An 18799-nucleotide genomic window follows, 5' to 3' on the forward strand; every position below is an offset into this window, starting at 1 on the left:
TGGGGGCGTGGAGCCCCCTCCCCGCCGCCGCGGCCGGGGGGTCCGCCCGGGCCGAGCCCCCGCCCGTCGTCGCGCGCCGCGAAACCACCGTAGGGCTGCTCGCGCGCGTGGCCGCCGCCGCGCATGCCGCGGTCGTCGGGGCCGGCGCGCTCGCCCGCCCGCCCCAGGCCGGGCGCCACCTGTACGCCGACCTCGGCCCGATGCGCGAACCGCTCGCCGCCCAGGGCGTCGGCGACGCCCAGGAACTGGAGGACCTCCTCACCGTGCGGCTCGGGATGCCCGCGCCCGGCGGCCACCGCTTCGGCGACGACCTCGGGGCCCTGCGCGTCCGGCTCGCCACCGGGCCGCTGCTGGGCGGCACGGACGAGGAGCGCACGGAATGCCTCACGTCACCCGAACCGTTGGAACTGCCGCAAGTGCAACGCGCGTTGACCTCCTTGCGGTCGGTCTTCGACGATCTCCGCGACGACGCTCGGCGATGGGAGCCTCCCCGATGACGCAGCAGACGCATGAGCCCGGACCGGCCACGACGACCACCGCCACGGCCGGGACGAGCGCGAGCCCCGCCACGACCACCACCGTCACGAGCCCCCCGGCGCCCGCCGGTTCGACGACTCCCGCTACCACCGCCTCCACGCCGTCCGCCACTTCGGCGGGTCCCGCGACCGCCACTCCCGCGACCGCCACTCCCGCGACCGCCACTCCCGCGACCGCCACTCCCGCGACCGCCACTCCCGCGACCACGACTTCCGCGACCGCCACTGCGACGAGCGCCCCGACGAACGCCACTGGGACGAGTGCTTCTACGATCGCCACTGCAACGAGCGCCCCGACGTCCGCCACCGCGACGGCGACGACCCTTGCCGACGGCGCGGCCGACGCCGCGGCGGTGAGGACTGCCGCGGAGGGCGCGGTCGATGCTCCGGCCCCTCCTGCGCCCGCTTTCCCGCCGCTCGCCGAGCCCCGCCCCCTCGGCGAGGAGCGGATCTGGCCGCGTACCTTCCACGACCGGCTCACCGCGCCCCTGCCCGGCCTGAAGGCACTCGCCCGCTTCGCCCGTGAGGGCGCCGTGCGCCCCGGCCCCGAAGGCCTCGCCGACGTCCTCCGGCTCCCGTACGAACCGGCGCCGCTGCCCCGCGTCGACGCCCGCACCCTCGCCGTCACCTGGGCGGGACACGCCAGTTGGGTCGTGCGGATCGGAGGTCTGACCGTCCTCACCGATCCCGTCTGGTCCCGCCGCATCCTCGGCACCCCGGCCCGCGTCACCCCCGTCGGCGTCGCCTGGGACGCGCTGCCTCCCGTCGACGCCGTCGTCATCAGCCACAACCACTACGACCACCTCGACGCCCCCACCCTGCGCCGGCTGCCGCGCGACACCCCCGTGTTCGTGCCGGCGGGACTCGGCCGCTGGTTCCGCCGCCGCCGGTTCACCCGCGTCACCGAGCTGGACTGGTGGGAGGGCGCGGAACTGTCCTCCGTGCGTTTCGACTTCGTGCCCGCACACCACTGGTCCAAGCGCAGCCTCACCGACACCTGTCACAGCCTCTGGGGCGGCTGGGTGCTCACCGGTCCGGACGGACAGCGCCTGTACTTCGCGGGCGACACCGGCTACGGCCACTGGTTCTCCCGCATCGGCCGTCGCTACCCCGGCATCGACCTCGCCCTCATGCCCATCGGCGCCTACGACCCCCGCTGGTGGCTCAGCGACGTCCACTGCGACCCCGAGGAGGCGGTCCAGGCCACCCTCGACCTGGGCGCGCGCCGGATGGCCCCCATGCACTGGGGCACGTTCATCCTCTCCGCCGAGCCGGTCCTGGAACCGCTCACCCGGGTGCGCGCGGCCTGGGAGAAGGCGGGACTGCGGCGCGAGGACCTGTGGGACCTGCCGGTGGGAGGCTCCAAAACGCTCGGCGGAGAGGCCTGTTGAGGGTGCGGGGTCCCGAGATGCCCGGGGGTGACGCCTGTTGAGGGTGCGGGGCGCCGAGGCGCCCGGGGGAGACGCCTGTTGAGGACACGCGGTCCCAAGGGATTTGGCGGAGAGGCCTGTTGAGGGTGCGGGGTTCCCGAGGCGCCCCGGGGAGAGGCATGTTGAGGCGTGCGGCCCCAAGGCGCACGGAGGATAGGCATGTTGCGGGTGCGCGATCCCAAGGCACCTTAGGAGAGACGCCTGTTGAGGGTGGCCGCTGCCGAGGCGGTCGGGGGCATGCCTCCCGAGCGTGCGCCACCACGCGACCTGGGCATGCGGGTTCCGCGACCTGGGCATGAGGGTTCCGGGACCCGGGCATGCGGGGGTCCCGCACGGGCGGGCGGGGTGCCACGACGAGCCGTCCGCTTCACCCGCTTCCCCGGACTCCGGAGGCGGCCCGGCTCCCCAGCGGCGCTACCGGACCCGCCGTACCAGTCCCGGCACCACACTGATCGCCACGGTCAGCGCGACCGCCACCACCACGCCCTCCCAAGGCTCCTCGAAGAGCGACCCGCCGAGGATCCCGATCACCTGATACGTCACCGCCCACGCCAGGCAGGCCGGCAGGTTCCCGCGGGCGAACCGGCTGAGCGGCCACTCGGCCATCAGACAGGCCAGCATCACCGGTATGCGGCCGGCGGGCACCAGCCGGGACAGGACCAGCACCGCGATCCCGTGCTCGGCCAGTTTCCCCCGCGCCTGCTCCAGCCGCTCCTGCGGCGCCCGCGACCGGATCGCCTTCAGCCAGCGTGAGCCGTTCTTCGAGCGCATCCCGCGCCGCCCCAGCCAGTACAGCGCCACGTCCCCGAGGAACGCCGCCAGCGAGGCCGTGACGAACAGCAGGGCCAGTGAGAACGGCGCCGTCCGATGGAACGCCACCACCGCCGCCGAACTCACCAGCGCCCCGGTCGGCACCACCGGCACCAGCGCGCCGATCAGCACCAGCAGGAACAACGACGGATAGCCGAGCGCCTGCCCCGTGGTCTGCGGCGCCACGGTCGAGGTGGCCGCGGCGCCGAGCACCGCGGCCGAGGCCACCGGGCTCACCGCGCCACCTCGAGCCGGACGCTCTCCCCGTGTCCCAGCTTGTGCACGGCCACCCCCGGAGCGGCCACGGCCGCCAGCCGCACGAACTCGTCGCCCGGAGCGTGGAACTCGTGCGGGCGCACCGCGTCCATACCGATCGGCCAGTACGTGCCGTAGTGCACGGGCACCGCGACGCGCGGCGCCAGCCGGGCCAGCGCCCGCGCCGCCCGCCCCGCGTCCAGATGCCCCTCCCCGAGGTAGGGCCCCCAGCCGCCCACCGGCAGCAGCGCCACGTCCACCGGGCCGACCAGGTCGGCCATCTCGTCGAACAGCCCGGTGTCACCGGCGAAGTAGGTACGCGCCTCGCCGGTCACGACGTAGCCGAGCGCGGGCGAGCGGTGCGGGCCCACCGGCAGCCGCCGTCCGTCGTGCAGGGCGGGCACCACCCGCACCCGCAGGTCGCCTATCCGCACCTCGTCGCCGGGGGCCACCTCGGTGAGGCGCAGCCGCCGCAGCCGGCGCAAGCCGGGTACCGCCCGTCGTGCGCCCCGGGGCACGAGCAGGCGCGTGCCCGGGGCGAGCCCGGCGAGCGACGGCAGGTGCAGATGGTCGGCGTGCAGATGGCTGACGAGCACGAGGTCGGCGCGGCGGGCATCTGCGGGCGGCACGGCGCCCTGGCGGCGCCGCAGATGGGCCAGCCGCCGGGCGAACAGAGGATCGGTGAGCACTCGTGTGTTCGTGTCCTCCACCGTGCAGGTGGCGTGACCCCACCAGGTGATCTCCACCGGCACCCTCTTCGCCTCCTTCACGCGACTCCCCGAAGCCTACGGGCAGGAGTAGGGTCGGCGGCGAAACCCGGAGGTGAGGGGGACGCCATGGGACAGCTGCGGGGTGCCTTCGGAGCGAGCACGCCGGTGCGGGTGACCGCCATCGCGAGTCTGACACCCCTGGAGGAACTGGAGTCCGACCCCTTCCTGGTGGACTCCCGCAGCCAGCACGCGATGTGCGCCCGCTGGGCGGCGGAGCACGGGTACGTGGTCGCCCGGGAACTTCTCGTGGGCGGCCTGCGTTTCGACCATTGCGCCCTGTGGGACGGGGTGCGGCCGGGGGTGGACGTGTTCGTCGCGCCCAGTGTGCGGGTGCTGGAGCGGGCCCTGTCGTCGGTGGAGGAGTTCACCGCCGAGTGCCGGCGCCGGGGGGTGGGCGTGGAGACGGTGGGGCGGGCCGAGCCGTCGTACGACGCCCGGATGAAGGCGCGCGTGCACCGGCGCCTGTCCATGCCGACGGCGGGGTACGACGGACGCTGACGCCCCTCGATGACCGCCCGAGTGGGCCCTGTCCGGTATGAAAAGGTGGACTCCGGCCCGGTCGGAGCGGGTCCGGGACGTGAGGTGTGCGGGGCGTGCGAGGCGTGCGGTGGCGGCGGATCGCCAGTCAGTTCGGTCGGAGCATCGCCGTATGGGCGGTCTCCACGGTCACCATGCTGGCCCTCGCCGCGCTCCTGCCCGACTTCCGGCTCCAGTCCCCCGACGGCGACAGCGCCACCCGCATAGCCGTCACCGCCGCCTGCGGCGCCGGTGCGTTCGGTGTGCTCTCGGCCGTCGTGTGGCCGCTCCTGGTCCGGCTGCTGCTGCTCGTACCCGCCCTGGTACTCGGCCTGCTGGTCTTCTTCCTCAACGGCTCGCTGCTGCTGCTCGCCCTGCGCATCAACCCCTCCGGACACGGGGAGGCCGCCCCGGAGACCGCCGTCATCGTCGCCGCGGTGATGTCCGCCGTCGCCTCGGCCACCGGTGCGGCCCTGGCCGTACGGGACGACGAGACCTACCGGCGCCGCCTGCACCGGCTCGCCACCCGTGGCAGCCGGGGCCGGCCGCCCTGCCCGACCGCCCCCGGCCTGGTCTGCGTCCAGCTCGACGGCGTGGGCCACGACGTCCTCGCGGACGCGGTCCGCAAGGGCCTGATGCCGACCGTGGCAGGCTGGCTGGCCACGGCCGGAGAGGTACCGGCGCCGGGCGACGGCGGTCGTCCGCCCGGTGCCGGTACGCGACCGCCGGGTACCGGCATGCAGTCGCCCGGCGACGGCGGCGGGTGGCCAAGTGCCGGGACGCGCCCGCCCGGTGACCTCAGACAGCCGCCGGCTGCCGGCGTGCGGTCGTCCGGCGACGGCAGCCGGGCGCACGGTGCCGGCAGCCGGCCGTCCGGCCGCCGCGGGCATCCCGGCCACCCCGCCCTTCCCGGCCGGCCCACCCACCGGCTCACGTCCTGGCACACCGACTGGTCCAGCCAGACCGGTGCCAGCCAGCTCGGCATCCTGCACGGCAGCACCTTCGACGTGCCGGCCTTCCGGTGGTACGAGAAGGACCGCGGGGAGGTGATGGTCTGCAACCGGCCGACGAGCGCCGCCGAGCTGCAGCGCCGCGCCATACTGCGCACGGGCGACGACGGGCTGCTCGCCGTCGACGGGGCCAGCCGCGGCAACCTGTTCAGCGGCGGCGCCGGCGAACAGGCCCTCGTCCTGTCCATCGCCGCCCGCCGCCGGGGCCGGGAGAACCGTTCCCGCGCCGGGTACTTCGCCTACTTCTGCGATCCCGCGGGCGCCGTCCGCACCGCACTGTCCTTCGTCGCCGAGGTGGTCCGCGAGATCGGCCAGTCCACCCGCGCCCGGATCCGCAAGGAGCGCCCCCGCGTCGGCCGTGGCGGCCTCTATCCTCTCGTGCGCGCCTTCGCCACCGTCGTCGAGCGGGACGTCGTCGTCGCCGCGGTCGTGGGCGACATGCTCGCCGGGCGCGCCGCCGTCTACGCCGACCTCGTCGCCTACGACGAGGTCGCCCACCACTCCGGACCGCGCAGCCGGGACGCCGAGAAGGTGCTGCAGCACCTCGACCGGTCCCTCGCCCTCCTGCACCGGGTCGCCGAACACGCCCCGCGGCCCTACCGGATCGTCGTCCTCTCCGACCACGGCCAGAGCCCCGGGGAGACCTTCCGCTCCCGCTACGGCCTCACCCTCGGCGACCTCGTCCGGGCCGGCTGCGGACTGCACGTGCCGCGCCGCGCCGAGCGCACGCGCAGCGGCACCGAGGCCCGCGCCGCCGTCCGGGCGGCCCTGCGCCGGCCCGTGGAGGAGAGGGGCGGGCACCACCCTCCCGCACGCGGGACGGAGCCGATCGTGCTGGCCTCGGGCAACCTCGGCCTGGTCTCCTTCCCGGACGTGCCGCACCGCATGACGAAGGAGCAGATCGACGCCCGCCACCCCGCCCTGCTCACCACCCTCGCCAACCATCCCGGCATCGGCTTCCTCCTGGTCCGCAGCGAGGAGCACGGCGGTCTGGTGCTGGGGGCGCACGGCGCCGAGATCCCGCTGGCCGAACTCGACGAGCGGTCCGGCCCGCTGGCCGGCTTCGGCCCCGGCGCCGCCGACGCCGTCCGCCGCACGCACTCCTTCCCGCACACCGCGGACATCATGGTGAACTCCGCCCACGATCCCGCCGACGGCGAAGTCCTCGCCTTCGAGGAGCAGATCGGCTCCCACGGCGGCCTGGGCGGCCCCCAGTCCCGGCCGTTCCTGCTCTCCCCGCTGGAGCTGTCCGCACCCGTCGAGGAGGGGGAGTGCCTGACCGGCGCGGAGCAGGTGCACCGCGTACTGCGCCGCTGGCTGGGCGAGCTGGACGGACCCCAGGTACCGCTCACCGCGGACGTGGCGGAGGAACGGGCCGCTTGAGGGTGCGGCCAGCTCGGGGGGAGCCGGCCGTCGGGGGAGCGGGCTGCCTGGGCAGCGGGCCGTCCGAAAGGCCGGCCGTCCGTGGAGCCGGCCGCTTGTGGAGCCGGCCGTCCGTGGAGGTCGCCTGAGAGCCCGGCCGGTCGCTTGTGGAGCCGGTCCTCCGCGGAGCCGGCCGTCCGTGGAGCCGGTCGCCTGGGAGCCCGGCCCGGTCGAGGAGCCGGTCGCCCGAAATTCGGCTGCGTCCGCCCCGCCGGACACCCACACTGTTCGAGTCGTACACCACTCGAACACCCCCAAGGGATCCCCGCTTTGCAGGCTGCCGTCACCGTCACTCCCGCCCGTGTCCCCGAACTCCTGCTCGGCCTCGCCACCGTCCGGCCCGTCTTCCTCTGGGGAGCCCCCGGCATCGGGAAGTCCTCCCTGGTGCGGGAGTTCGCCGCCTCGCTCGGTCTGGAGTGCGTGAGCCTGCTGGGTACGCAGCTGGCTCCCGAGGACCTGATCGGCGTGCCGCAGATCCGCGACGGCCGCTCGGTGTTCTGCCCGCCGGAGACGATCGCCCGGGACGAGCCCTACTGCCTGTTCCTCGACGAGCTGAACGCGGCCGGACCGGACGTGCAGAAGGCGTTCTACTCCCTGATCCTGGACCGCCGCATCGGCAGTTACGAGCTGCCCGAGGGCTCCGTCGTGATCGGCGCCGGCAACCGGGCCACCGACAACGCCCTCGCCCGACCGCTGGCCTCCGCCCTCGTCAACCGGCTCGCCCACGTCCATCTCGAGGTCTCCGCCGGGGACTGGCTCGCGTGGGCAGCGGCGGGCGGCATCCACCCGTGGATCCTGGACCACCTCACCGACCGGCCCGACCACCTGTGGTCCAAGCCCCCCAAGACCGAGGAGCCGTTCTCCACGCCCCGCTCCTGGCACATGCTCTCCGACGCCCTGCACTCCTTCGGCCCCCACCTGGACGAGCCCACGCTCACCGTCCTCGCGCACGGCACGCTCACCCCCGCGCACGCGACCGCGTTCTGCGGCTACGTCAAGGTCGTGCGCAGCCGGTTCGGGATCGAGGCGATCCTCAAGGGCGACGCCCGCTGGCCGCACCGCGTCCAGGACCGTGACCTGCTGTACTACCTCGCCGAGTCCTTCCGGGGCCGCCTCGTCAAGGAACTGCCCGCCGCGAAGGAGCACATGTCGGCGAGCGGCCGGCAGGTCGCCTACCGCGCCAAGTCGCTGCTGGTGCAGCTCGCCGAGATCTCCGTCGAGGTCGCCCAGACCGTCATCGCCTCCGACGCCGACGGCAACCCCGTGCTGCCGTCGTGGTTCCTGGTCGAGGCCGCCCGCGACATGCCCCGCCTGGTGGAGGCGCGGCGGTGAGCCGTACCCCGCCGAAGAAGAAGCGCGACCCCGCCGGCGAGGCGTTCGCCGCGGGGATGCGGCTGCTGCGCGCCAACCCCGCGCTCACCGCCGTGGACTTCACCGTCTGCCGCGGCGAGACGTGCTCGCTGGCCCCGCGCGACGGCCTGCTCGTGGTCGACTCCGACGGCACCGTGCACGCCCGCCCCGACCGGCTCGCCCGCCCCGGCGCCTGGGCGTGGGCCCTCGCGCACGCCGCCCTCCACCTCGGCTTCGGGCACGTCCCGGCCGCCAAGGGCCCGCGCGAGCAGCCCGACCGGTACGACCTCGCCGCCCGCTGCGTCGTCGTCAACCGCTTCCTGCTGGGCTTCCCCGTCGGCACCACCCCCGAGGACCTGCCCCCGAGCTACCCCGACGGGGACGAGGAACAGCTCGCCGCGCGCTGGCGGGCCCACGGCCTGCCGCCCGCCTACGAGCGCTGCGGCACCGCGGCCGGCGAGCCCGACCAGGTGCTCACCGAGTGGCTGCCCTGGCAGGGACCGGTACCGGACCGTCAGCTGGCCTTCGCCACCGCCCTCACCCGCACCGTGTCCGCCGCCATGGACATGGCCGGCGGGCGCCGGACCGGCCTCGACGGCGAACCGACCGAGCGGCAGCCCTGGGAGCGGGCGCTGAGCTGGTTCGTCAGCTCCTACCCGCTGCTCGGCGGCATCGCCGCCGGCATCACCCTGGTCGCCGACGCCGAACTCGCCCGCGCCCACGGCATCCAGATCGCCGCCGTCGATCCGGCGGCCGGCGAGATCTACGTCAACCCGCTGCGCCGCCTCGACGACGAGGAATGGCGGTTCGTCCTCGCCCACGAGATGCTGCACGCCGCCCTGCGCCACGGCGACCGCTGCGGCCCCCGCGACCCCCTCCTGTTCAACATCGCCTGCGACTACGTCATCAACGGCTGGCTGGTCGAGATGCGGGTCGGCACCATGCCGGAGGGCCTGCTGCACGACCCACGGCTGGCCGGCCTGTCCGGTGAGGAGGTCTACGACCGCATCGCCGGCGATCTGCGCCGTATGCGGCGCCTGGCCACGCTGCGCGGCAAGGGCACCGGCGACATCCTCGGCGCCCCGCTCGGCCCGCCCGGCGAGTACGTCGACCTGGACGAGTTCTACCGGCGCGGCCTGGGCCGCGGCCTCGACCTGCACCAGGCGCAGGAGCGCGGCTTCCTGCCCGGCGGCCTGGTGCAGGAGATCCGCGCCCTCAGCCACCCCCCGCTGCCCTGGGACGCCCAACTCGCCCGCTGGTTCGACGAGTTCGTCCCCCGACCGGAACCGGTGCGCTCCTACGCCCGCCCCGCCCGGCGCCAGGCCTCCACCCCGGACATTCCGCGCGCCGGCCGGTACTTCCCGCCCGAGGAGATCGCCCGCTGCACCTTCGGCGTGGTCCTCGACACCTCCGGTTCGATGAACAGCATCCTGCTCGGCAAGGCGCTCGGCGCGATCGCCTCCTACGCCGAGGCCCGGGACGTACCGGCCGCCCGCGTGGTGTTCTGCGACGCCGCCCCGCACGACGCCGGTTATCTGCCGGTGACCGAGATCGCGGGCCGGGTACGGGTGCACGGGCGCGGCGGTACGGTCCTGCAGCCCGGTATCGACCTGCTGCACCGGGCGGAGGACTTCCCGCCCACCGCCCCGGTGCTGGTCATCACCGACGGCTGGTGCGAGGCGCTACGGGTACGACGGGAGCACGCCTACCTGATCCCGCAGGGAGCCGGTCTCCCGTTCACCCCGCGTGGCCCGGTCTTCAGAGTGCGGTGAGCCCGGATGTGATCGGATAGGGAGACGCGGAAACCCCCTCCGTGTTTCTTGTGAAAGGAAGCATCGTGGCAACCACGCGCACCGCGCACACCGAATGGGAAGGTGACCTGCTCAAGGGGCAGGGCGTCATCACCTTCGACTCCTCCGGCATCGGCGAGTATCCGGTGTCGTGGCCGTCGCGCGCCGAGCAGGCGAACGGGAAGACCAGCCCCGAGGAACTGATCGCCGCCGCCCACTCCAGCTGCTTCTCCATGGCGCTCTCGCACGGCCTGGCCGGTGCCGGCACCCCGCCCACCCGGCTGGAGACCAGGGCCGACGTCACCTTCCAGCCGGGCGAGGGCATCACCGGCATCCACCTCACCGTGCGCGGCGAGGTGCCCGGCCTGGACGCGGCGGCCTTCGCCTCGGCCGCCGAGGACGCCAAGAAGAACTGCCCGGTCAGCCAGGCCCTGACCGGCACGACCATCACCCTGACGGCCGAGCTGGCCTGACGCCCGACCGTCCCGGCTGCCGCGTCCCCGCCGAAGGGGCGCGGCAGCGCCGTGTCCGGGCGCCCGGTGCCGTGACCGCACGGGTTCACCGGGTCGGATCGTTCACAGGTCGTCCAGGTGGAAGTCGCGGCCGGCATCGGCTCATCCCGACCGCCGGGGGCGAGGCGGCGCGCGGCCGCGCGCTCTCAGCGCTCGCGGCGGAGTTCGACCGCAGGCCGGCGAAGATCACCCAGCGGGACCGCACCGATCCGCGGCACACCCCGCTGGGGATGCCCAGGTCGCCGGAATGAGGCCATGATGACGGGCGGTTGGCCTTCCCCGTAGGGCAGGGCACCCCCACAGAAGTGTGGTCATGGGCGCCCCTCGGTGCTCGCGGTCGGCAGTGTCACGCACACCGCGTCCAGGACGCCGGCGTACGGTGTGCCGTGGTCGGTCAGCCGGTTACGCAACCGTTCCAGCCCGGCGCGGTGGTCGGTCAGCAGCGTGGTGTCGCCGGTGCGGGCGGTGAACTCCAGCACGGCGGGCAGGAAGTCCGGCAGCTCCTCGCCGCTGAACTCCAGGCCGTGCCTGCGGTAGACCTCCTTGAACCGGACCAGGGACATCCCGCGCCGCCGGGTGTCGCCGTCGTGCCACCAGCTCAGGTACAGGCTGTGCCGGTTCTTGAAGTCGAAGACCTGCACGTAGTGCGCGGCCAGCTCCCGCAGCGGGATCACGGCCGCGTGATCGGCGAACGCCCGCAGCTGCGGGGCGGCCTCACGCAGCAGCGGCAGCCGGGCGACGAAGTCGTCGTCCGGGTAGGTCAGGCACAGGGCGGCCGCCTGGTACAGCACCGCGTCCGAGGGCATCACGCCTCCTTCGCGTCGTCGGACGTCTGCCGCCGGCGCAGCAGGTGGAATTTCTCGACGGACACCAGCGACAGGGTCATGCGGCCGCCCGAGTCCTGCCCGAACGGTCCGTCGCCGCCCGTGCCGGGGCCGCGTACCCCTTCCACCGGCACGATCCGGTGCAGTCGACCCCGTGCGTGGAGTGCGCGACCTTGTCGTGGCCGCACCGGTCCCGGTGGCAGGCGTCCCCCTCCCGCCCGCCGGCCGGCGTCACGCTGTGCGGGTCGGGCGCGGGGCGTGCCGGGCCGCAGGTACCGCCCGGCGGCCGGCAGTGCCACGCCCGGCTCCTCGGGCGGTATGTGCGTGTCGCTCACGTGCGCTCCCTGGGCTCGCCCTCTGCTTCGAACCTAGGGGCGAGGGCGGGAGCGCACCTGTTCACAGACCCGTACGGGTCACCGGGCGGACGCCCCCGGTGCCCGCGGACCGGGTCAGAGCCGTTCGCGGTGCTCCCGCAGCAGTTTCTTCGTGCGGGAGGCGGAGGCCGCCCGGGCCGTCATGTGGTCCAGCACCTCCAGATGCGCGGCGACCTCCTGGCGCGAGTCCAGGTAGAGGGCGCCCGTCAGGTACTCGGTGAACACCATGTCCGGCAACTCCGGCTCGGCGAACCGGAACAGCGTGAACGGCGCGTACGTCCCGGGATGCGGGCCGGCCGCGAACTCGGCGATCTGCAGCGTGACCCGGTCCCGTTCCGCGTACTCCAGCAGCCGGTCCAGCTGGTCGCGCAGCACCCTCGGCCGTGCGCTCACCGGACGTCTGAGCACCGTCTCGTCCATGATCACCCACAGGTGCGGCGGATCGTGGCGCTCCAGCAGCCGCTGCCGCTCCATCCGCAGCGACACATGCCGTTCGACGGACGTCGGCTCGGTCTGCCCTATCGTGCCCGCCTCCAGCACCGCCCGCGCGTACTCCTCCGTCTGCAGCAGTCCCGGCACGAAGTGCGGCTCGTAGGAGCGGACGACCCGGGCGGCCCCCTCCAGGCTGACGTACAGGCTGAACCAGTCCGGCAGCACGTCGTGGTACCGCTGCCACCAGCCCGGCTGGTTGGCCTCCTCGGCCAGCCGCACGAACGCGGCCCCCTCGGCCTCGGGCACCCCGTAGGTGGACAGCAGCACCTGCACGTACGGGATCTTGAGCGAGACCTCGGCCATCTCCATGCGCCGCACGGTCGCCGACGCCACCCGCAGCACCCGGGCGGCCGCCTCGCGGCTCAGCCCGGCCGCCTCCCGCAGCTCCTGCAGCCGTTTGCCGAGCACCACCTGCCCCACCGTGGGCGCGGTCCGCCGCTCACTCACGCCACGCCCTCCCCTACGCGCCGAAGCATGCGGGCAGTCTGTCACGCGACGCCGTCTCGCACACCAGGTCGAGGCAACCCGCCCGCGCACCGAACGGGGATCAACCCACCAAGGTGTGCAGGTACTTGGTCGTCGCCCGGTCCGCCGGCAGGAACGTCTCTATGGCGATCTCGGCCACCGTGACGTCCATCGGCGTGTTGAACGTGGAGATCGACGACACGAAGGACAGGATCCGGCCCTCGTGCTCGATCCGCATCGGCAGCGCGAAGTACGGGACGGGCTCGTCCGGTTCGGCGACCGGCGCCTCCTCGGGCACCGGGTAGGCCGACACCTCCTCGTACAGGGCGCGGAGCCGGTCGGAGCGGTGCAGAGCGATCTCCCGCTCCATCTGCGCGAGCAGGTGCCCACGCCACTCGCGCAGATTCCGGATGCGCGGTGCCAGCCCCCTCGGGTGCAGGGTCAGCCGCATCGCGTTCGGGGCCGGTGCCATCAGCTCGTCCGGCACGCCCTCCAGCAGCATGGCGATGCCCCGGTTCGCCGCGAGGACCGTGTAGCAGGCGTCGACCACGAGCGCGGGGTACGGCTCGTAGCCCTGGATGAGGCGCTCCATGCCGTCGCGCAGCGCGTCCAGGGCCGGATCGGCCAGCGGGGTCTCCGGGAAGCGCGGAGCGTGACCGGCCGCCAGCAGCAGGGCGTTGCGCTCACGGACCGGCACCTGAAGATGCTCGGCGAGCCGCAGCACCATCTCCTCGCTCGGCCGGGACCGGCCGGTCTCGACGAAGCTGATGTGCCGGGCGGAGGAGCCGGCACGCAGCGCCAGCTCCAGCTGGGAGATCCGGCGCCGCTCCCGCCAGGCGCGCAGCAGCGGGCCGGCACCCTTGCCGGTGACGGCGGCGGGCGCGGAGACACGGGAGGTGGCCACGGTCATGTCGACGACCCTAGTCGAGGAGCGGGCGCGGCAACGAGCCGTTTCCGGGCGGCCGCCGCCGCGGCGCGGCCGGCGTGCGCACCCCCGTGGCGTGGCAGGCTGAACACGTACCCGCAGACTCGGGCGACACCGGCGTGAAGGGAGACAGGGCCATGGCCGTCGAACCGCTGTCCCAGAAGGAGATCGAGGACCGGCTGGCGGAGCTGCCCGGCTGGTCGGTGGACGGGGACCGGCTCACCCGCTCCTACCGGCTCGCCTCGCACTTCGCGGCGGCGGCGCTGGTCGTGCACATCGCCGGCATCCAGGACGAGCTGGACCACCACTCGGACCTCACGCTCGGCTACCACACCGTCTCCCTCGGCGTGAACACCCACTGCGCGGGTGGCGTCCTCACCGAGAAGGATTTCGCTCTCGCCCGCAGGATCGAGGACATCGCACCAGGCCACGGCGCACACTGAGCGGTGTGCTCGACTACGAGAAGGAAGCCGACCACTACGACGCCTCCCGGGGCGGTGAAGCCCGCGCCGTCACGGCCGCTGAGGCCGTTCTCCGCCTGCTGCCGACGACCCGGGGCCGTCTCCTCGACGTCGCCTGCGGCACCGGCATCGTCACCCGGCGGCTCGCCGGCGCGCGTCCCGGACTGCGGGTGACGGGCGCCGACCTGACCCCCGCCATGGTCCGCGCGGCCGCTGCCCGGCTGCCCGGCGGTGTCGTGCGCGCCGACAGCCGCCGGCTGCCCTTCCGCTCCGGCAGCGCCGACGCGGTCACCACCGTCTGGCTGCTGCATCTGCTGGACGGCCCCGAAGACGTCGCCGCCGTCGTCGCCGAGTGCGCCCGGGTGCTGCGGCCCGGCGGGGTCTACGTCACCACCGTCGACAAGGCGGCGGCGCACGACGTCGGCAGCGACATCGACGCCGTCCTCGCCTCCCGTCCGCGCCGCCCCGCAGCGGACGCCGCGGACACGGTCACCACGCACGCCGCACGGCACGGGCTGGTGCCCGCGGGCCGCACGACCTTCCAGGGCGCGGGACAGGGCCGCAGCCCCCGCGCCACCATCGCCGATCTGCGCCGCGGCTGGTTCACCGTGCTGCCGCCCGGCGATCCGCGCACCGAGGAGTTCGCCACCCGGTTGGCCCGGCTCCCGGACCAGGACCGCCCGCGCGCCGACCCGTCCTTCAGCCTCCGTGCCTTTCGCAAACCCCCGACCGGCTAGGCGCGCCCACCGGCTGGCCGGGGACTGCACGCCGGGGCCGGCCGGTCCACACGGGTGGGGTTCGGCGCCCCAGCGCCGCGCGCCCCACCGCCTGGTGCGCCCGGTCCGGGCGCCGCCGTTGCCGTAACGGCAACGCGGGTTGCTTGTCGCCGGTGTGTCGTCGCAGGCTGACCGCACCCCGACGAGAGGCTGACCACCATGGCCCGTGACACCGAGCACCACGACCGCGAGCACCTCGAGACCGACCGTCACGAGACGGGGCATCACGACACCGGGCATCGACAAGGGCACGGGCACGGGCACCGTCAGGGCACCGACGTCGACTGGATCGAGATGGGCCACCGGCTGGAGATCCAGGCGGAGTTGTTCGCCCCCGTCTACCAGCGGGCCATGGCCTGGCTCGCGCAGGAGGTGACCGAGCCGGGGCTGATCGTGGACGCGGGCAGCGGCCCCGGAGTGGTCTCGTGCCTGTTCGCCGAGGCTTTTCCGGGGGCCCGGGTGGTCGCCGTCGACAGTGCCGAACCGCTGCTCGGGCGTGCCGCCGACCGGGCCGCGCGCCTGGGGTTCGCCGACCGCTTCGACACCCTCGCCGGTGAACTGCCGGGCGTGCTCGGCGAGTTGGAGTACCCGGCCGACCTGCTGTGGGCCAGCCGCAGCCTGCATCACCTCGGCGACCAGCGATCCGCGCTCGCCGCGTTCGCCGGGCGACTGGCCCCCGGCGGCACCCTGGCCCTCCTCGAAGGCGGGCTGCCCTCCCGTTTCCTGCCCCGGGACATCGGCATCGGCCGTCCCGGACTGCAGGCGCGGCTCGACGCGCTGGAGGCGGAGTGGTTCGCCCGGATGCGGGCCGACCTGCCCGGCTCCGTCGCCGAGGTCGAGGACTGGGCCGCCCTGCTGACCGCGACCGGCCTGCGGCACGCACGCTCGCGCAGCTTCCTGCTCGACCTGCCCGCCCCCGCGAGCGACCGCGCCCGCTCCTACGTCGCCGACACCCTGTCCCGCCTGCGCGACGGCTTCGGCGAGGCCCTCGACCCCGAGGACCGGGCCACCCTGGACCGCCTGCTCGACCCGTCCGACGCGGCGAGCGTGCACCGCCGGCCGGACGTGTTCCTGCTGGGCGCCTACACCGTGCACACGGCGGTACGGCCGCTCTGACACAGGGCCCCGCCCGCTGCGGCCCGGCGGACACCCAAGGTCTCAGAGCCTCTGAGCCTCGGTTCCGGCGGCCACAGAACGCCCGGACCGCCGTGCGGACGCGCGGTACGCCCATCCGTACCGCTCCACCTGCGGCGGCTCCTGACACCGAGAGCCCCCCGAGTGCCTGGCTCCCCGGCTCATCCGCACCCGGGCGGACGCCCTGAACGGACGCGCGGCCCTGCTACGCCGGCTGGGCCGGTCCGCCCGGCCTGGTGATCAGGTCGGGCGGACCGGCCCAGGGCCGCGTCCCGGTTCAGTTGTTCGCCAGGAACTGCTTGGCCAGCTGGTCCCCGAGGGAGACGGCCGCGCTGTGACTCTCGATGGGGGAGACCTTGGAGTTCTTGAACAGGATGTACGTCACGCCCGAGTCGGCTCCGCCGGTCGCCGGGTCGGGGTCGATGCCGAGGGCCTTGGCGGTGGCGTACGACGCCTCACCGATGATCTTCGTGGGCCCGGTGTCGCCGACGACGGCGTACTCGACCTTGTTGTTGTAGATGACGGCGACCACTCCGCCGCCCTTGATGCCGGCACCGGAGTAGTTCCAGATGCTGCTGGAGCTGGGCACCACGACGTACGGCAGGGTCTCGGCCTTGAGCGGCTTGCCGTCGGACTGGTGGAAGGCCGTGTCGTCCTGGTACCAGGGGTCGCGGTCCTCGTTGCAGTTGGTGGTGCGCTGGCCGTCGCAGTCGACGTCCATGTCGGCCTTCCAGAACACCGCGCCGTTCTTGCCGCACACGGGGACCGTGGCCGAGGTCTCGTCGTCCGTCTTGTACTTGCCGTTGGAGATCTGCGAACAGGACTGCACCTTGGCGAGCAGGTCGGCGGCGCTGACCGAGCCCTCCTGGGCGGACTTGGGGCCCGCCGTCGACGGCGCGGTCGCGGAGGCGTTCGCGGGAAGGACTCCGGCGGCGAGCAGGGCGGCCCCGGAGGCCGCGGCGAGGGTCAGTGTTCGAAGACGCACTGGGGGGGGACCCTTCTGTTAGGAAAGTTTCCTTACCGGGTGCCGTACACGGTGGCCCTCACGACATGTTCTCGTCAAGCCCTGGGTGGCCACGGAGTGAAAGCGGTGCGCATTGCGGTGGTTTCCGAGCCGGGCAAGACTGGAAGCGGGGGGCTGTTCGGGGAAGTGTCCGACCCCTTCGTGGTCACCGACCGAGAGGCCAAGCCTCATGTTCGTTCGCACGGTGTACGCGACCGGCGATCCCGCCGAACTCGGCACGGCGATCCGGGCCCTCAACTCCGAGGGACGCGACCTGCTCGAGGAGCGGCCCGGCTACCGGGGCGCCGGCGTCTTCGTCGACCGGAACCTCGGCAAGCTGCTCACCGTCAGCTGGTGGGAGTCCGAGCAGGCCCGGCACAACAGCGACGAGGTCATGCGCGAGCGGCGGACCGCACTGCTGGCACCCTTCGCGGGCACCCTCGCCGTCGAGAACTACGAGGTCGCGGTCTTCCACGTGCTGCCGCGTCCCACCGCCCACGGCGGGCTGCACCTGATCCGGCTGGAATTCGAGCCGGCCGACGCGGACCAACTCGCCGACGCGTTCCACGCGACCGTGGTGCCCCGGCTCGAAGCCCTGCCCGGCCTGGCCAGGGCCGCCCTGTTCCTGGACCGGGAGCGCGGCCACGGGCTGGCCGGCACGCTCTTCACCGACCACCACTCCCTCGCGGCCTCGCGCGCGGCCCAGGCGGCGGCCCGGCAGGCGGGGGCGGCCAAGGTCCAGATGGCGGTGGTCGGCCTGGAGGAGTTCGAGGTCGTGCACGCGGACGCACACGCCGGCTGACCGGCGGCACACCGCGCACACGCTGACCGCCCCGCACAGCCGTACCCACGCGGGCCGACGTGCCGTACGCACGCGGGCCGACCTGCCGTACTCCCCGCCGGCCGGCGTGCCGCACGGCCGGCGTGCGCCGTACACACGCCGTCTGACCCGCCGCACAGCCGTGCGCCCCGCCTGGGCGGCGGGGCGCACGATGCTGCGTGACCGGTGAGACCGGTGAGACCGGCGCGGGCCGTCGGTCCGGGCCGGAGGGGGCGGGTCAGGCGACGTCGAAGGTGGCCGGGTCGGGGCCCAGGCGCCGGTCCTCGTTGAGCGCGCTGATCGCCGCGAGGTCCTCGTCGTCCAGGCTGAAGTCGAAGACCTCGATGTTCTCCTTGATCCGCGACGGCGTCACGGACTTCGGGATCACGATGTTGCCGAGCTGCACGTGCCAGCGCAGTACGACCTGGGCCGGGGTGCGGTCGTGCTTCCGCGCGATCGCCACGATCGCCGGCACCTCCAGCAGGCCCTTGCCCTGACCGAGCGGCGACCAGGCCTCCGTCGCGATGCCCCGCTCCGCGTGGAACTCGCGGGCCGCGCGCTGCTGCAGATGCGGGTGCAGCTCGATCTGGTTGACCGCCGGGACGACGGAGGTCTCGGAGCTCAGCCGCTCGAGGTGCTCGGGGAGGAAGTTCGACACACCGATGGCGCGGACACGGCCGTCGGCGTGCAGCTTCTCGAAGGCCCTGTAGGTGTCCGTGTACGTGTCCCGGGACGGCAGCGGCCAGTGGATCAGGTACAGGTCGAGGTAGTCCAGACCCAGCTTCTTCAGCGACGCGTCGAAGGCGCGCAGCGTCGAGTCGTACCCCTGGTCGGCGTTCCAGAGCTTGGTGGTGACGAAGACGTCCTCGCGGGGCAGGCCGGAGGCGGCGATGGCCTTGCCGGTGCCCTCTTCGTTGCCGTAGATCGCCGCTGTGTCGATGCTGCGGTACCCGGCCTCGAGCGCCGTGGCGACGGCCTGCTCGGCCTCGTCGTCCGGCACCTGCCATACGCCGAAGCCCAGCTGGGGCATCTCGACGCCGTTGTTGAGGATGATCTCAGGGACCTTGCTGCTCACGAGCTCTTTGATCCTTCGGTTGTGGACAGGTGACACACCCATCGTCAAC

At 73.8% G+C, this 18799-nt stretch carries 18 protein-coding genes and 2 pseudogenes; 11 read left to right on the plus strand and 9 right to left on the minus strand.

Going from position 1 to position 18799, the window contains the following annotated elements; all coding sequences use genetic code 11:
- A pseudogene (locus tag ABVB68_RS33140) lies at nt 1-497 on the plus strand (pyridoxal phosphate-dependent aminotransferase); the annotation flags it as partial.
- Nucleotides 498-889: 392 nt separating this feature from the next.
- The gene (locus ABVB68_RS33145) at nt 890-1927 is read left to right on the plus strand and encodes an MBL fold metallo-hydrolase (RefSeq protein ID WP_353604891.1); all 1038 of its coding nucleotides are present in this window, start codon (nt 890-892) and stop codon (nt 1925-1927) included.
- A gap of 453 nt (nt 1928-2380) precedes the next feature.
- On the opposite strand, the gene ABVB68_RS33150 is transcribed toward ABVB68_RS33145, so the two are convergent.
- Both ABVB68_RS33150 and ABVB68_RS33155 read right to left on the minus strand, forming a co-directional pair.
- On the minus strand, nt 2381-3013 hold the full coding sequence (locus tag ABVB68_RS33150; RefSeq protein ID WP_503006441.1) for a DedA family protein: 633 nt from the start codon (nt 3011-3013) through the stop codon (nt 2381-2383).
- The gene (locus ABVB68_RS33155) at nt 3010-3783 is read right to left on the minus strand and encodes an MBL fold metallo-hydrolase (RefSeq protein WP_353604925.1); all 774 of its coding nucleotides are present in this window, start codon (nt 3781-3783) and stop codon (nt 3010-3012) included. The genes ABVB68_RS33150 and ABVB68_RS33155 overlap by 4 nt, the downstream gene beginning before the upstream one ends.
- A gap of 84 nt (nt 3784-3867) precedes the next feature.
- Between ABVB68_RS33155 and ABVB68_RS33160 the strand changes: the two genes are divergently transcribed.
- From ABVB68_RS33160 to ABVB68_RS33180, 5 genes are all read left to right on the plus strand, one after another.
- Nucleotides 3868-4299 carry a hypothetical protein gene (locus ABVB68_RS33160; RefSeq protein WP_353604893.1) on the plus strand — a complete coding sequence of 144 codons (432 nt, stop codon included), beginning with the start codon at nt 3868-3870 and terminating at the stop codon, nt 4297-4299.
- Between the two features lie 95 nt (nt 4300-4394).
- Nucleotides 4395-6710 (plus strand): proline-rich domain-containing protein, encoded by a 2316-nt coding sequence (locus ABVB68_RS33165; RefSeq protein ID WP_353604894.1) that lies wholly within the window; start codon nt 4395-4397, stop codon nt 6708-6710.
- A 309-nt stretch (nt 6711-7019) separates the two neighbouring features.
- Entirely contained in the window at nt 7020-8081 is a 1062-nt protein-coding gene (locus tag ABVB68_RS33170; protein ID WP_353604895.1) for an ATP-binding protein, read from the plus strand.
- A gap of 56 nt (nt 8082-8137) precedes the next feature.
- A complete protein-coding gene (locus ABVB68_RS33175; RefSeq protein WP_353604926.1) occupies nt 8138-9871 on the plus strand; it encodes a vWA domain-containing protein in 1734 nt (577 codons plus the stop codon).
- 65 nt (nt 9872-9936) lie between these two features.
- Entirely contained in the window at nt 9937-10362 is a 426-nt protein-coding gene (locus ABVB68_RS33180; RefSeq protein WP_353604896.1) for an OsmC family protein, read from the plus strand.
- Between the two features lie 350 nt (nt 10363-10712).
- On the opposite strand, the gene narJ is transcribed toward ABVB68_RS33180, so the two are convergent.
- The 5 genes and pseudogenes from narJ to ABVB68_RS33200 all read right to left on the minus strand — a co-directional run bounded on the left by narJ (nt 10713) and on the right by ABVB68_RS33200 (nt 13466).
- A complete protein-coding gene (gene narJ / locus ABVB68_RS33185) occupies nt 10713-11207 on the minus strand; it encodes a nitrate reductase molybdenum cofactor assembly chaperone (protein ID WP_353604897.1) in 495 nt (164 codons plus the stop codon).
- Nucleotides 11207-11353: a hypothetical protein gene (locus ABVB68_RS33190; RefSeq protein ID WP_353604929.1), complete on the minus strand. Its 147-nt coding sequence runs from the start codon at nt 11351-11353 to the stop codon at nt 11207-11209. Before ABVB68_RS33190 ends, narJ begins: the two co-directional genes overlap by 1 nt.
- Nucleotides 11341-11560: pseudogene (locus ABVB68_RS37090) on the minus strand (hypothetical protein); the annotation flags it as partial. The pseudogene ABVB68_RS37090 and the gene ABVB68_RS33190, both read right to left, overlap by 13 nt.
- Nucleotides 11561-11674: 114 nt before the next feature.
- Nucleotides 11675-12538 (minus strand): Sco1979 family transcriptional regulator, encoded by an 864-nt coding sequence (locus ABVB68_RS33195; RefSeq protein WP_353604898.1) that lies wholly within the window; start codon nt 12536-12538, stop codon nt 11675-11677.
- Between the two features lie 100 nt (nt 12539-12638).
- Nucleotides 12639-13466 (minus strand): helix-turn-helix domain-containing protein, encoded by an 828-nt coding sequence (locus ABVB68_RS33200; protein ID WP_353604899.1) that lies wholly within the window; start codon nt 13464-13466, stop codon nt 12639-12641.
- Nucleotides 13467-13618: 152 nt separating this feature from the next.
- Here ABVB68_RS33200 and ABVB68_RS33205 point away from each other — a divergent pair, with 152 nt between their 5' ends.
- The 3 genes from ABVB68_RS33205 (at nt 13619) to ABVB68_RS33215 (ending at nt 15834) form a co-directional block, all read left to right on the plus strand.
- Nucleotides 13619-13924, plus strand: a complete 306-nt coding sequence (locus ABVB68_RS33205) for a 4a-hydroxytetrahydrobiopterin dehydratase (RefSeq protein ID WP_353604900.1) — start codon at nt 13619-13621, stop codon at nt 13922-13924.
- 5 nt (nt 13925-13929) lie between these two features.
- Nucleotides 13930-14679 (plus strand): class I SAM-dependent methyltransferase, encoded by a 750-nt coding sequence (locus ABVB68_RS33210; RefSeq protein WP_353604901.1) that lies wholly within the window; start codon nt 13930-13932, stop codon nt 14677-14679.
- Nucleotides 14680-14877: 198 nt separating this feature from the next.
- Nucleotides 14878-15834, plus strand: coding sequence for a class I SAM-dependent methyltransferase (locus ABVB68_RS33215; protein ID WP_353604902.1), 957 nt, complete (start codon nt 14878-14880; stop codon nt 15832-15834).
- Between the two features lie 295 nt (nt 15835-16129).
- Here ABVB68_RS33215 and ABVB68_RS33220 read toward each other — a convergent pair whose 3' ends face one another.
- On the minus strand, nt 16130-16837 hold the full coding sequence (locus ABVB68_RS33220; RefSeq protein ID WP_353604903.1) for a glycoside hydrolase family 75 protein: 708 nt from the start codon (nt 16835-16837) through the stop codon (nt 16130-16132).
- A 208-nt stretch (nt 16838-17045) separates the two neighbouring features.
- Between ABVB68_RS33220 and ABVB68_RS33225 the strand changes: the two genes are divergently transcribed.
- Nucleotides 17046-17657 carry a hypothetical protein gene (locus ABVB68_RS33225; protein ID WP_353604904.1) on the plus strand — a complete coding sequence of 204 codons (612 nt, stop codon included), beginning with the start codon at nt 17046-17048 and terminating at the stop codon, nt 17655-17657.
- A gap of 256 nt (nt 17658-17913) precedes the next feature.
- Here ABVB68_RS33225 and ABVB68_RS33230 read toward each other — a convergent pair whose 3' ends face one another.
- Nucleotides 17914-18750 carry an aldo/keto reductase gene (locus ABVB68_RS33230; RefSeq protein WP_353604905.1) on the minus strand — a complete coding sequence of 279 codons (837 nt, stop codon included), beginning with the start codon at nt 18748-18750 and terminating at the stop codon, nt 17914-17916.
- Between the last annotated feature and the right edge of the window lie 49 nt (nt 18751-18799).

It is taken from the genome of Streptomyces sp. NPDC096012 (assembly GCF_040426375.1).
Taxonomy (GTDB): Bacteria; Actinomycetota; Actinomycetes; order Streptomycetales; family Streptomycetaceae; genus Streptomyces.